Raw genomic sequence first — 14006 nt, 5'->3', positions numbered from 1 at the left:
TTTTACAAATAGAAGTTGACACCCATGCGCCAATTTGTATTTTGACCTCTGAAAGCCTGACTCTCCTCAAGGACTGTTTTTAATTTGGAGGAAGATTCAAATCGAAGATCGATAAAAAACGCCGTTTTTGTTGTGTTGAATATCTTGCTTGTCAGATAGGATAGTTTTGTCTGTAACGCAAAGATATCGGCATCATAATAATAAAATTCAGGATAAGCAATACCTCGTGTGAACGAATTGATCTGGCTCTCTGGAACTTGGAGGCTATTTGTTAAGACAAATCGGTAGGAGGGCGTTAACTGCAGTCGAAAGCGGTCTGCAGACTTTCCTATTTTGGACCACGATAGGGGTACTGCCAGATCAATCCAGCTGTGTTCAGCGAGATGTTCGGTTAGCGCATCGTCACGTTTGTCGTACGCACTTTGTACCGAGATTCCAGCCTCTTTGGGCGATGTTGACGCTGAAGCAAATGCTTTACTGTACAATAACCCCATGTTCCATCGGTTTAAGAAGTAATTTTTGCCTTTATGATAAACACCATCATGACCGCTTGTGCTTTTTAGGTTGAAGCGTACCAGGTTGCCGTTGATCCGCTTGTCCGTGAAGAGCAAGTCTAGGTCAATTTGGTCCAGGTCGAATGTTTGTTTAACATGGTAATTCTGCATGTGACGGACATCATTGGTGTTTTCATTGTTACGCTTTATATAGCCTGCTGACCAATACAATGTCCAGCTCGGTTGGATCCATGTACCAGCTAATTCTAATCCGCGATATTGATCGTATTGCCGAAGTGAGGTAGAATCAAGTTGTTTGGTATAGCCGTAGCCAAAACTTGTAAAATGATGATACTCCGGCAGGAAAGCTCCATTATTCAGCCTACTGTTTTTATAAGCGATATCGGTCTGCGCCTTGCCGTATCCCCAAATACCGGAAACAGAAAAATGCTGCTGACTTCGGGTGACATACGAAATACTGGGTTTTAGCAAAAATTTCATGCTATAGTGTTCCATTCTTGGATCAACCGAGCGCGTGGACCAATGATGGGTATAATTGACCTGTAGATCAGCCTGCCATTGTTGATCTATTTTGTATCCCAGATGTGCCTGTGCATCGTAAGTCTGACGTTCATATTTTCCGGCTTTAGGTGTATAAAAATAACCCGGAATGCTGCTGTCATCCAGACCGCCTAAAAAATAAGCAAGGCTATCTTCCCAGGTTTTTGCATAACGAAATGCGCCAGAAACTACAATCTTATCCGATAGATAGCTGATTCCTCGGGCCTCAAACGCCGCTACAGTGGTTTTTTGGGCCATCTGACTGGTGCGGTAGTTCTGATTTCTACTGTCATAATAGACTGTCACATCTCCAAAATTTTGCCGCGCGGTATCCTGTAATAAAACGCTGTGACCAAAAAGATACTGCATCTTTTGTTCACCGGATTTGCTCCAAAGCAATGAATCTGAATGATAATTCTGTTGGGCATGTGCCAAAGAACAAAAACAGAGCAAGATGAAAAGGCTAAAATATCGCATAGTAAAAATTATTGAGACAGACGGAGCTGTCTCAATGCGTTAAAATATTAATCAATAAATGAACTCCCCGATTTGGATGCGTCGGCTTTGTTCAGGTAACCAAAGTCTTCACTGGAGTTATTGGTATCTTTTAAGATACGGCGGCCATTGACAGTTTTTAAGGTTTTACGTACGAGTGACTGGCTGGAATATTGTCCGGCTGGTACAAAAGTACGCACCGCATCCAGCGCGGCAGGTAGACGTTTAGGTATACGCTGACTTTCTGTTGGGTGCATGACCTCTACGGCATCATCAATATAGCTGACCGGAATCTGAAGTAGTTTCTTTGTTGCGGCGGTAATCTCGCGTTGATCAGGTGTGGCTACGGTAGGTAGCGATTTTACCGCTGGTAAATTTTGATTGGCTTTAAATAGGATGAAAGCATCACGTCCGTTGGCCTTTAACACCATGTCATTACCCGAAATAAAGTAAGTGACATCCATGTTTGGAACATTGGGGTTATCAATATCATATTTGTATGGAGTGCCGCCCAGATAAGCGACCAGATTGGTCTCAAAATCTGCTTTGGATAGATTGACGGTCAGGTTTGGATCGGTAATATTTACATTTGTATTGTTGTTGTCAGCATAAGATGCGGTATGATCTACTGCTGTCGCCGCAATAATGATGCTTTGCCCGGGCTGAACGGGATATTTCTTGCCTGTACCATCACTTGGTACCATAAATACGGTATTTGCATACACATAGTCTTTATTGGCATCCAGTCCGGTACCAACAGTGATGCCAAGGGATTGGCTCCAGTCGTACTGGTTGCTGCCCGAGAGAAAATATGGTCCGCTATTGTTGTTGTTCTTTCCTTCTACCTGACCGATGTAAAGACTGTCAGCATACATCACGGTATTGGAATTGTTGTAAATTTCCAAAAATTGATCCCTGAAAGTCGTACCTCTGGTGACATCCGATCCTGCATAATAGATTTGCTTAAAGACCCAGTTTCCGACCTTGCCAATGACCAGGTTAAGTTGTTGCTCGGTATCTGCACTGACGTCCAGTCGGTCTAAAGCGCCGTTGAATGTCACCTCTTCTTCCGTATAGATTCCTGTTTTTTGCGTGTATTCCTGTGCGCTGACCACAAGCACAGCAGATACATCGTAAGAGCCAGGAGTTATGCTGGCAAAGACCACTTTTCCTGTAGAAGATTCCGTTGCAGAGTAGGCTGCATCTGTGGTACGGTTAGTGATTTTGACGACTGTTTTTGAGACATCAAAGGAAATATCACCTTCAATAGCTTGTATCGAAAGGCTGAGTGATACTGGACGTACGCGGTCGTCATCAGACTTTTTACATCCGAATGTGGTGCTCACGATGAGCATAATGATTAGGATTAGATTTCTGTTCATTTTATTAGTTGTTAAAATTTTATTGTTGTTCCTATGGTTAAGCTGGGTTTGGTATTGGGATTGAATATCCGCTCGACACCATTATCAAGTGTGATAAGCTTATATGGCCGCAGGTCCAAAAGATTGTAGACGCGCATATTGATCCTGAAGTTTTTTCGGATCTCCTTCTCAAAACCCATATTCATCGTCGTATAAACAAACGGTGTATTTTCTGTTTTACTGTCTTTGGTCTGTTTGACAAGTGTATTGAATGGAGCTCCCTTTGCCTCATCTGCGGTGAGGGTATAGTATCTGATGTTGTCATCAAGATAGGCTATCGGATCCTGGCTGCTCAGGGTCTGGTTTTCACCCATAATATTGATATCCAAAGAAAGGTTGATGACAAATCCAATGCGCGAAAAATGTGTTACGGTGTTCAATTTTGACATCAACGATTTTGTCGATAGCAGCAATGGTTCATAGTAGAGCGTTTTGATATAGCGGTTATCATTCAGATAAGTTTTTGTTTCGGGAGTAAAAGCATCGTTAAGCGCACTTTTCGCTTTTGTATAATTGTATGAAGTATTGAGGGAAAATGAGGTTGCTATAACGGGAATTTTAGGGGTAGATAGATACCATTCAAAACCGTAGCTTTCCGAGGCTAACCCATTGGTCAATTGATGGTCAATGAAACCTCCGGTAACAAGCGTTTCTCCTGTTGAAGCATATTCGAATTTATTTGTTGTTTGATTTAACCAGACCGTATATTGGGGCAGCTCATATCGGCGCAAGTTGTTCATCGCATAGAAACCGTCACTGTTTTTCTTGTAATACGCATACATGGATGAATTGACCCAGAGACTTTTGCGCTCTACACCAAATTCCACCTGAAATGATTTGGATGGTTTGATTCTGCTATTGTCGATCTGTATTTTATCCGTGTATAAAAGATACAACGAAGGATCAATACCACCGGCACTTGCGGTGATCAGGTCATAATCAATAAAAGTAGGTCCGGGATATAACTGGGCGAGAGAAGGTGCTTTGGTCGCAATGCCCAGCGCTCCTGTAAATGTCCATCGCTGGTTCCATTGCAGTCGCGAATTGAAACGGGGCTGAACGGTACCGTAGCCATTTTGTACATCATAACGTACACCAAGATTGTTGGAAACGATGCGGCGACCCAATGTCAGGTCAAACTGATCTTCGAGGTAGAGACTCCAGTTTTTGGCCGATGGAATATGCTCAAAGGAATAGGGGCGCAAATTCTGTTGATTGTAACCGACCAATCTAGGGCGCTCGGGGTCAGAAACTACACCTTGTCCACCATTATTCGAATAATTAAAACGCGTACCATAGCTCAAGTTGTGACTAACAGACCCTAACTGTACATAGCCATTTGCAGAAAGGTTGACTGATGCATTAACGGGCTTTCCGATGATCAATTCTTCCGTCATTGTTGATAGGTACACATACTTACCTTCATAAATACCTGTGGTATCTAAATAGGCAATGGGTGTAAGACCTCGGTTAACCGCGTAGCTGGCATAAGATTTTTGTTTACCCAAAGAAATACTGCTGTTGACCTGCAAATTTTTCATCCATTGTTTACCGATTTGGATCCCCATACGGTTGTTCAGTGAAAATGTATTGTTGGTAAATTTGGAGGTTCTGAGTGTTGCATCATCGGGGTCCTGGCGGCTGTTGTCGTTACGGCCCGAATAATCCAGTGAAAGCGTATTTTTAATCTTTCCAAAAACATTGGTCCACATTAAACTTTGTGTGTAGCGATGAAAAGACTTGACTTTATCTTTCGGATCGGCGTTACTGTAGGTCCAGTTGGTGCTTGAATTTAGGGCTCCCCATTTGGGGGATAATAAAAAACCCTTACTGAGCGAACTGTTGGTAGAACCACCATTGATATTAAAACTGGCAACATAAGGACTCTTTCCGGCCTGTCGATCTATAATGACAGCACCATTGGTCACTTCGCCATACCGAGCAGGGGCAATACCTTGAATGACCTCTATTTTTTCAATATTGTTAACGGGTATATCACGCAAGTCTATACCCTGAAAAGGAGTATCGTAGCTCTTTGCGTTCTGGTTGCCAAAATAGCTGTCGCGATACCCATTTGAGGTAAGGGTACTCCCATTAAGGCCGCCACGCGCAAGTCCTCTGGTCTGTAGATTGGCATCATTGGAAATCCGCATATCATCAATGACAATGGCGATCCCCTGTGAATTATTTAAGTCAAACACAGGATTGGAAAGTCCTCCGCCACGTAAGGTGAGTGTCGATAGACTATTGAGGTCTAGAGGTAATGTTTTTTTTCCGGGTAAGGCATTCATGACGTCTACCAGACTGAAAGCCTGCAGCTGATCGATCGCCTGCTTGTCAATATGAATGGACGAATTGGAATGACCATTATTATTTACATCGGGTAAAATATTGACTTCGTCCAAGGTCAGAGATAGTTCGCGGAGAACAATAGTCTGACGCTCTTTTGATTGTTTTGTAGTATAGGAGCGATTGAGGGTCTGTTTTCCAAGATAGGCTACTTTAATACGTATGGAATCATGGGTTTGAACGTCAAAATCAAAATTTCCCGAACGATCGGTCATGTAGCTGATATTAGTAGTTAGGGAAGTGACCGATGCAAAGGGTAAAGGTAATCCTTGCTCATCTTTTACCGTTCCATAAAACCGCTCTTGAGCATTGACCATAACAGCCATGCTGCAAAAAACAGATACCATTAATTCTTTTTTCATAAGCATGCATAAAAATGCATAATTCAGCTTGTGCTATAATAGCTGAATTAAGATGGTGCCAAAATTAGCTTAAAAAAACGTGTTTTTAAAATTATTTTTAATCAATCTAAATATAGAATAAGGTAATTTTAAATTTTGCATGCAAAAAAACGTATTTTTAAATTTAGCTTCTTTTGAATTTTAGCTATAAAGATTCAAGGGGACGATTTGGACCGGAGTTCTGTTTGCTACAGTTTTAAGAAGTTATCCAGTTGGAATATAGCGACAGCCCTTATTCGCTCAGGATGCTTGTAGCGAAGCGGGATCTTTTGTTCTTATAGGGCGTTGGATATTATGATACAGCAACTATTCTTGGTGCCCCTTTAGCAGAAGGAAGCCGCTATTGTCGAATCTCGACGAAAGAATTAAATATGATTTAAACAGATTAATTATGTTGTTGTGGGAGATGAACATGGAACTGTGAATGACAATTTGGGATATAGATGGAAAAATGTCCCAGAGGAGGATTCATGGTTATTTTTTATTATTCTCGCCGTCAGAAGAACAGCTCCGTTTTGGTCGAAGCTAAATGGATTATGGAATAAGGGTTAAATCAATGAAAAATCCGAGTTTCCTTTGCAAACAGATCTAGAAATTAACGTAAGCACAAGACAGGAAGATTTTGCAATCTAATTTTACCCTGAGAAATAATAAACTCAGGGCAAAATTAAAATATTGACTTCTGCCAATCCACAAAAGCTTATAGATTCAAAGCTTTTATGGATTTAATTATTAACAATTTGTCTTACACAGCGGATGTTCCTGCCCTCGGCATTATTGTTATTAGGGTAGGTTACATTTCCCCAAGAAAATAACCATGCAACTCTTGTGAAGGCAGACTTCACAGCATACGATGTATTGGAGTCTCTATTGTCTGAAGTCCAATAATGACATTCACCAGAAGCAAAAGCACCTAAAGCGATACCACCTGGACTTCCCACTACTGATGTTCCTCCACCAGTTACGTTTGGTTTAGTACGGTAGCCTCCAAATGATAACGTAAGATCATTGTCATCATAAGCAGGATTAGCGGGGTAGTCACTATCTCTATTCCACTTATAAGCATATTGCGCACCCCAGAATAGTCCCAACACCTCTTGTTTATTATCAGGTTGTCCTGCGGCCTCCCACTCTTTCTTTGTCGACATACGCCAAGTGCCTGCTGGATAGACGGATGTACAAGGGTCAACACTGTTAGCTGTCCCAGTAGGTGTAGCGGACTTCCAATTCCAAAATTCAGTATCTTTTGTCGCTGGAGTTGACCCCCCTGGATTAGATTTTAATCTATAACGGTCCATCTCATTTGCGTTATACACCAGATTGGATCGTGCCCATAAAACACCGTTAACTTTAACAGGAGATTCAATAAGGCGGATATTCAATCCGTAGGTGCTGCCTATTGTAGGGCTATAAGCTCCTGGATAAGTATATGTTACTGGAGTAAATGTTCTTACACGTGTATCGTCTAATGTTACTTTTAAAGTGTTTAATTTCATCTTGAAGCTATTGGCAGGAATTGTTGCCGTATTTAATGTAAAGAAGCTTGCGACTTTAACTGTATTGGCAGGATTTCCATTTTCCCCCACCATTGACGATGCTAACACTGCTTTATCTACATTCACCACATTATTAAACTGCCCTGTTAGCATATTCAAATCACCCATTTGCAAAACAGTCGTATTTGAGCTGCTTTTAACTAATGAAATGCTTGTACTATTTTCTATTCTGGCAAAAAGCCCTCTAACATTCAATTTGACTTGAATTCTAGCAGTCATGCGCTTAAATGTAATATCCAAATAATTTTCACCGTTTACAGTATTGACATTGCCTGAAGCATACAAGACATCTTTGTTTTCTAGTCCACTACGGGAGATTACTCCGGCGCCATTAATATCTGGAACACTTGCATTCTTTTCATTTACAGAAAATGCGTACCAAGTATATTTCTTATTGGCGTCTACCTTGATTTGTGGATCGACTCCTGAAGTAGCAACTTGATTCACCACTAAAGTATGAGTCGCATCATAGATCAGAAGTCGGAATCTAGTGTTATTTTCCATTGAAGAAGATGCTGCCTTCGTTGTACTTGAGGCAGCTTTCTTGCTTAAAGTATCGGATGAGCTAGTCTTTGCTTCCAATGGAGCTTCCTGACCGACCGTACCTTCTCCAAAATCCACAAATGCGTCTACACCCCCCAAAGATACCAACGATTGCTTATTAATGCCGCTATTTCCTTTATTGGACATTTTTAAGTTACTAGGTATTCCGCCGACTATTGCTTCTTCTATTCCTTTCACACCAACTTTTAATACTGCGCCGTCTCCAGCTGGAGCCATCTGTTCATCTTTCGAAGAGCAGGATGTGAAACTGGTGAGTAATAAGCAAAATACAGCCAATCCGGATATGTTTTTTCTTATGTTATTTGATATTATACTTTTCATCTTGTCTTTTAATTTGCTGGAATATTAAATATCAAAGTCCGAGTTCTGACCACCACCATCAAACCAATCTTCAGTTTTAGGATTGGAAGGATTGGACGAGTCTCCAGGGTTGACCGACGCAGATCCTGCGGCAATGCCCTGTTCTAATACAACAACCGTAGCATCGACCCGTGGCACGACATATGGTTTGCGTTTTTCTTGTTTTTTCATACTTAAAAATTTTAATTTTGATGTTCTTAATTTATTTGGTACAGTAGCTATTGTGACAGCAATACTACAACCATAAATAGTAAAACGAACTGTATTATAATTGTTTATGTTTTATTTGTAGAGGCGGGTTGACATCATGTAGTGAAATAGCTACGTGTTAACTTGTTTGTGTATATTTTAGTATTTAAATATGTTTTATATTAAATGGTTAATAAAATTACATGTTTACACATGTGTGTTTCCCCTTGTATTTAATGAGGCAGATTTTTTATGAATAATTAAGCTTTATTTATCAATATGTTGTAGAAAGAAAACTACATGTTGTAATGAGGCCTCTACAGGACGACAATGAGATGTTAAGAAAGCGCATTTTTTTTGTAAAAGGAATCATCTTTGTTATGGATATTTCATGATTTAGGAGTTTACAATAAATTGTAAACCAAAATAAACTACAATGGAAAGGAATAATAATGATTCAAAGAGAGTGTCGAATAAAGCTCGGCTACAATCTGCAATTTCAGATATAATAAATGGTTACTTATTGTTAAATGAGGCTGTAGAGAAATATGAAGTTGCAGCCTCCACTATTATTAAATGTCTAAAAAATATCCGAGATGAAAAGGAGGGGATGTTACAATTGAACAATTCTAAGACACAAACTAGGGCTACAAACGACTCAGGAAATATAGAGGAGAATCAATAAAAATAAATAACTGAACAAATGAAAAATAGCAAAGACATAATTGAAATTTTAGATAATAAATATAGCACATATTTGGAAGATGACGGAAAATGGCTCCATGAAGGATTTAGCAATATTTTTAGAGAGAGAGTTCCTAAAAGAGAGAATTTAAAAAACTCGGTATATCTGATGTTACCCCTGGAGATCAGGATAGATCTAGATCAGCTTTTATAGGGCCTAAGTCGCTTACATTGTATGTGTGCGGTCATCAGAAAGTCTTTTATAGTAAGGATTTCAATCCTCATTGAGAATTTTTGTTCTTTGAACATATTGAAAATAATAGAGATTTCCACCTCTATTATCTTATTTTGAGGTCACAATTTGTGATCTCAAATGTTCAAATTCCTTTTCTAATAATTCAAACATAAATTCATCAGAGAACTGGTCTACATTTCTTCTTTTTCAATGCCAAATGTATGGTTCCGAGGGGTTAAAGGATGCTATAGAGATTTTAGGACTTACGGGTGTATAGATCTATGAGGATAAGGAACCGCGGATTGTTATCGCGTAAGAGTTTCATGTTTTTTGTCGGACTTACGGCAAATAGGTGTGGATAAGGGGGGCACTCTCAATAGGAGTTATGTATCAAAATGGTAATACCACTTCCAATTTTTTGTATTTAACAATGTCAGGCTTGGCAGTGACAGGAGTTGGTTCTGGTATTGTAGCAGGATTTTTATATTAAATACGATATCTTTAGCTAAGACAGACAGTGATATAGGTCAGCATATTGATAGTTAATTTGAATAGAAAATGCTGTTTTTAGATTGTATGTATGTTGGTAGTGTTGCTACAATAGTTTGCGCATCTGTTGTTTTGACAAGTATTTCTATTTATGGTATAGATGTTTATTATTTTAATTTTAGTAGGAAAATAGATTCAAAAATAGGAAGGGAATTAAATATATGGTAAGAAAGATGTTATTTTTAGATTTTTTGATGACAAAATGGTTTGTAGGTAAGAAAAAAATGACAGAGTTATTCCAGGGACGATTATTTTTTAGCTAAGGCAGCATATATGGGAGATGAACAGGAACTTATTTTTGAGAAAAGACTTTTAGACTCGAACTTAAATTATAATTAAAGCCCCAATCCGAAGATTGAGGCTTTAAGATCTTTAATTAATTTTATTGTTGATTTAAAACTTTAAACAATAATTATGGTGTATAACTTCCGCTATGGCTCGTCATCCCATCTTTACGCATCGCTTCAATAAGCAGACAGTTGTACACATAGTCCCAACTTGAACTGACTTCTGAATTTTGATTCAGACCATATGGCCACCAATGCTGGCTATCGCCACTTATCACCGCATTTTGATCTGAATTGATCAATTTTAACATGTTGTTTCCATTGGTAAATTGATATTTTCCAGCACTTATTGCTTGCTGTGACCACCAGCTTGTTGTGCCTGTTCCAAATGTATGGTTCATTTCATGTAGCATCGTCCGGATATTTTGGTAAGAAGTATTTGTTCCAAATCGCATCCATCCTTCATTATTCGCATCAGCGGTAGCAACTCCAGGTACATAATTAAGGTATACATGCTTAGTCGCTGATGTATATTGATTCGCATACCATACGGCACTGTCAATTGCTACTTGCAGGCGTGAGTAAGCGGCAAGCTCTTCCGCTGTAGGGCTACTTGCTTTGTTGAATGTATACGTGACGTTACCTTTCTTAATTGTTCGAAAGGCAATATTGGTTCCGTAGCTCACCCCGGTTTCATTGATAGCATATGCGCGAAGATGGTAGTTCATCAGTGGAGTTAAATTTGTTAATCCGATTCGAAATTTGCCAATACCGTTTGCTCCATGTGCAACCTTGTTTTGCGTGATTGTTGGATTTTCTTCTGTGCCCCAACAAACGCCGCGCTCTGTGACTGCTCCACCACCGCTATTCAAGATTTCTACATCGTAATACGCTCGTGATGAACCGATAATAAACATCGGTGTTTGGGCAAAATTGACGGATTGTATATCTGCCGTTTTTAAAGTAACCTGATCTCCGTATGCTACCCCACCTTTGTTTTTGGCATAAGGTCTGATGTAATAGGTTGTAGATTGCACGAGGGAATTGAGCTGAACGCTAAATTCTCCTGATCCTTTACTTACCGTAGCTTCGTGCGGATTGTTTTCAATCGTGGGATTGGGACTTGTGCTCCAACAAATACCTCGATTGGTGACTAGTGCACCGCCTTTATTGGTCACCATTCCTTTAACCATTGCTCCCGAAGTGGTGATATTGGAAAATGCTAATTGTCCTAAACCAGGAAGCGCAATTCCTTCTGGATTTTCGATTGGCTTTACGGGTACCAGATCTGATGTTGATTTGGCGCATGCCTGCACAGTTAAGCCGAGCATAAGCAGATAGAAATATCTTTTTTTCATGTTTTCTTTTTTTATGGTAAAACTTCAAAAGTCATATTACCTGTGATCTTGATGTATGATCCATCACTCGCTGTTCCAGGCATGTTACCCAACAGTCCGATGGTGACGGCACTTGCTTCAGATAAATTAAATTCCAGTACGGCCTCGGTTCCTGAAATAACTTTATAAGCTAAACTTGCAGCTGCTAAATTAGCCTGGTCAGGTAATTGGGTTCCCTTAGCAGCAACTAAATGGACTGTTCCGGCAGCTCCTTTGTCCAGTTTAGTAATGGTAAACCGATATTTTCCAGGTTGAAGGTTGGTTGTTTGATACATTTTTCCATTGACAATCGGAGCTAAGTTTGGCGATGGTGTAGCCCACTGCCACCATCCTGCTTCGAACGATAAACAGGCCTGGTTGGAGCGGATCTCTATTCCACCATAGAAGTTATTGTCGGTATGTTTAAAGTTTTTTGCGGCATCATTCAATTGCCAATCTGCTGGAGTTCCCCATCTGCTGCCTGCCATGGCAGAAGTCTGGAACGGGAAATTCATATTTTTGAAGTAAATCTCTTTGGGCAATATCTCTGTGACATAGTTCGTGTAAAATGTATCGACACTTAAGGTATCGGGGATAAACAGGGTACGATAACGGTATGGTTTTCCAGGAAGATAGTTTTTTAATATGCTTTCACTGATATGGATCGAATCACGTTGTATGACCAGCTTTCCTGCAGTATTGGTGTACTCGACTTCTGTAAATGTTGCTCCACTGGTCAAATCGATACCGCCCCAAGTAATGGTGGTGTTTTGATCGCCAGCAAAATATCCTGTCGTGTAGTAAGGGCGATTGAGTAAGCCAGATCCATACCTTTCGCCATAGGAAATTCCTGTTTTAAAAACGCTGAGTGATTTGTTTCCTTGTCCATCAAAAGTGATAAATTCAAAATTATGTACCCCTTCTCGGATGGGTAGAGATAACTTTAACGTATCCACTCCTGGCGTTCTATTGATATTAAGCTCGGCGGAGTCCTGTCGATTGTCCCAATAGACTTTTAATCGTTCGATTTTCGGATCAGCCATAAATAGACCGGTGATATATACTCTTTCTTTTCCAGAATAAACTTTTATCGAATCTATTTTTCCAGTATAGCTTTTTTCTCCATCTTGTAGATATTTTTTATAATCATCACTTTTTGAGCAGCTGAAAAGATGAAGTAGCGCGACGCCAAGCAACATGCTCTTACCTATTATTTTAATGAGTTGTGTTTTCATAATTTTTGTCTTAAAAATAAATGGTGGTCCCCGTTAGCGTGGGTCTCCATATACCTGAACTTCTGCGATTGCCATAAATGAAGAACCTTGCCAGTTTTTTGAAGTTTTTATGCGGAGATAGCGCACCTTTGGAGCACTGACATCAAAATCGAAACTAAGTCCCGAATTGGCGAGTTGGTAGTCTTCATCGGTCTGCTGGCCCATCGGTAATCCAGAAGGCTTTTTGCTTTCAAAGTTTCCGAGTAGTTTCCAATTATTCCAACTGCCATCTGAAGGAGGATTGTCTGAACCCCAGATTTCGAAAGTTTTTACATTTCCACCATAGTAATACATCCGGCCATTATTGGTGTATTCCGGATAATTCCAGATGACGATCCGACTCATTTTGGCTAAAGTTCCTGTATCAAAAGTGATCCATTGCGGACCATTGATCGTGACGTCAGTGAGTGAGATATTGGGCCAATTGATGATGTCGTTATCCCACATTTTTGATAATCCTGTCGACGCATATTGTTGTTTAGCATCAGTAGGTAAACTAATGGCATTATAACGGGATTTTGGCAATGCAGTTTCGAATAGGGGTGTAATGGTGGTCACCATGGTATCCGTAAAATTCATGTACTTATCGCGTATGGTGATCGCAAATTGTTTCGGATTAGGGGCAAATCCGCGAATGGTTCTATTGATCTGTTTTGTCGATGTATAAATATTGTCTACAGATGGAACCCACTCGCCTAAGGAATCCACCATGACCATAATGGTCAGATTTTTTTCCTCTTCATTATCTGCAGTGATCCGTATTCCGCCGAAGGCTCCAATTGCTTCTAAACTTCGAAAAGTATCCCAGATCGGATTTTCCAATGGAGTGACCGGGATGGTTACCGGTGTTGAGCTAATTTCGCTGCGGTTTACGGTAGAGAGTTTAATATCATGAGGTTTCATATCCGCAAATCCTTCTACAAGCAACGAGTTGTTGTAATAGGATGATTTTACCTCCATTTCTTGACCAGATGCCAAAGTGTATGTCGCGCGTACATAAAGCAGATCCTGATCTTTGGGAAGTGTGTAATGGAGACGGGCTGCTCCCGGTAAATTTTCGACCTGGACATTGCTTACAGGTTGTGGAGCAGTAGCATTAGTTACCTGAGCAGTCTTAAACTCCTCCTTGCAACTACTCAATGCTGCTATCAGCATGAGTAATGTGAATATATACAGTTTTGTTTGATTCATGTTCATAATTATCTTGTATC

At 40.0% G+C, this 14006-nt stretch carries 10 protein-coding genes; 2 read left to right on the top strand and 8 right to left on the bottom strand.

Going from position 1 to position 14006, the window contains the following annotated elements; all coding sequences use genetic code 11:
• Positions 1–2 precede the first annotated feature (2 nt).
• From HCX49_RS17155 to HCX49_RS17135, 5 genes are all read right to left on the bottom strand, one after another.
• Positions 3–1532 carry a DUF6850 family outer membrane beta-barrel protein gene (locus HCX49_RS17155; protein ID WP_206368569.1) on the bottom strand — a complete coding sequence of 510 codons (1530 nt, stop codon included), beginning with the start codon at positions 1530–1532 and terminating at the stop codon, positions 3–5.
• Between the two features lie 47 nt (positions 1533–1579).
• Positions 1580–2932 (bottom strand): DUF4876 domain-containing protein, encoded by a 1353-nt coding sequence (locus HCX49_RS17150; RefSeq protein ID WP_168127730.1) that lies wholly within the window; start codon positions 2930–2932, stop codon positions 1580–1582.
• An 11-nt stretch (positions 2933–2943) separates the two neighbouring features.
• Positions 2944–5682 (bottom strand): carboxypeptidase-like regulatory domain-containing protein, encoded by a 2739-nt coding sequence (locus tag HCX49_RS17145; RefSeq protein ID WP_168127729.1) that lies wholly within the window; start codon positions 5680–5682, stop codon positions 2944–2946.
• A gap of 764 nt (positions 5683–6446) precedes the next feature.
• Complete coding sequence (locus HCX49_RS17140; protein WP_168127728.1) at positions 6447–8162, bottom strand: hypothetical protein; 1716 nt, start codon at positions 8160–8162, stop codon at positions 6447–6449.
• A 24-nt stretch (positions 8163–8186) separates the two neighbouring features.
• Positions 8187–8339 carry a hypothetical protein gene (locus tag HCX49_RS17135; RefSeq protein WP_243655404.1) on the bottom strand — a complete coding sequence of 51 codons (153 nt, stop codon included), beginning with the start codon at positions 8337–8339 and terminating at the stop codon, positions 8187–8189.
• A gap of 487 nt (positions 8340–8826) precedes the next feature.
• On the opposite strand from HCX49_RS17135, the gene HCX49_RS17130 reads away from it, so the two are divergent.
• A complete protein-coding gene (locus HCX49_RS17130; protein WP_168127727.1) occupies positions 8827–9075 on the top strand; it encodes a hypothetical protein in 249 nt (82 codons plus the stop codon).
• A gap of 18 nt (positions 9076–9093) precedes the next feature.
• The gene (locus HCX49_RS17125; protein WP_132769672.1) at positions 9094–9288 is read left to right on the top strand and encodes a hypothetical protein; all 195 of its coding nucleotides are present in this window, start codon (positions 9094–9096) and stop codon (positions 9286–9288) included.
• A gap of 982 nt (positions 9289–10270) precedes the next feature.
• Here the strand turns inward: HCX49_RS17125 and HCX49_RS17120 are convergent.
• From HCX49_RS17120 to HCX49_RS17110, 3 genes are read right to left on the bottom strand one after another with little or no spacing between them, the layout of a single operon-like run.
• Positions 10271–11503 (bottom strand): hypothetical protein, encoded by a 1233-nt coding sequence (locus tag HCX49_RS17120; RefSeq protein ID WP_132769671.1) that lies wholly within the window; start codon positions 11501–11503, stop codon positions 10271–10273.
• An 11-nt stretch (positions 11504–11514) separates the two neighbouring features.
• Positions 11515–12756: a DUF4998 domain-containing protein gene (locus tag HCX49_RS17115; protein WP_168127726.1), complete on the bottom strand. Its 1242-nt coding sequence runs from the start codon at positions 12754–12756 to the stop codon at positions 11515–11517.
• A gap of 33 nt (positions 12757–12789) precedes the next feature.
• Positions 12790–13986, bottom strand: a complete 1197-nt coding sequence (locus HCX49_RS17110; protein ID WP_165905873.1) for a DUF5000 domain-containing lipoprotein — start codon at positions 13984–13986, stop codon at positions 12790–12792.
• Positions 13987–14006 lie beyond the last annotated feature (20 nt).

This window comes from Sphingobacterium sp. B16(2022) (assembly GCF_012030425.1).
Taxonomy (GTDB): domain Bacteria; phylum Bacteroidota; class Bacteroidia; order Sphingobacteriales; family Sphingobacteriaceae; genus Sphingobacterium; species Sphingobacterium anhuiense.
Note: the sequence above shows the minus strand (reverse complement) of the source record. Positions and strands in the feature narration are given on the sequence as shown.

Bases quoted from the DNA above. Each gene is read 5' to 3' on its own strand.
- HCX49_RS17155 (WP_206368569.1), bottom strand. From the start codon at position 1,532: ATGCGATATTTTAGCCTTTTCATCTTGCTCTGTTTTTGTTCTTTGGCA.
- HCX49_RS17150 (WP_168127730.1), bottom strand. From the start codon at position 2,932: ATGAACAGAAATCTAATCCTAATCATTATGCTCATCGTGAGCACCACA.
- HCX49_RS17145 (WP_168127729.1), bottom strand. From the start codon at position 5,682: ATGAAAAAAGAATTAATGGTATCTGTTTTTTGCAGCATGGCTGTTATG.
- HCX49_RS17140 (WP_168127728.1), bottom strand. From the start codon at position 8,162: ATGAAAAGTATAATATCAAATAACATAAGAAAAAACATATCCGGATTG.
- HCX49_RS17130 (WP_168127727.1), top strand. From the start codon at position 8,827: ATGGAAAGGAATAATAATGATTCAAAGAGAGTGTCGAATAAAGCTCGG.
- HCX49_RS17125 (WP_132769672.1), top strand. From the start codon at position 9,094: ATGAAAAATAGCAAAGACATAATTGAAATTTTAGATAATAAATATAGC.
- HCX49_RS17120 (WP_132769671.1), bottom strand. From the start codon at position 11,503: ATGAAAAAAAGATATTTCTATCTGCTTATGCTCGGCTTAACTGTGCAG.
- HCX49_RS17115 (WP_168127726.1), bottom strand. From the start codon at position 12,756: ATGAAAACACAACTCATTAAAATAATAGGTAAGAGCATGTTGCTTGGC.
- HCX49_RS17110 (WP_165905873.1), bottom strand. From the start codon at position 13,986: ATGAATCAAACAAAACTGTATATATTCACATTACTCATGCTGATAGCA.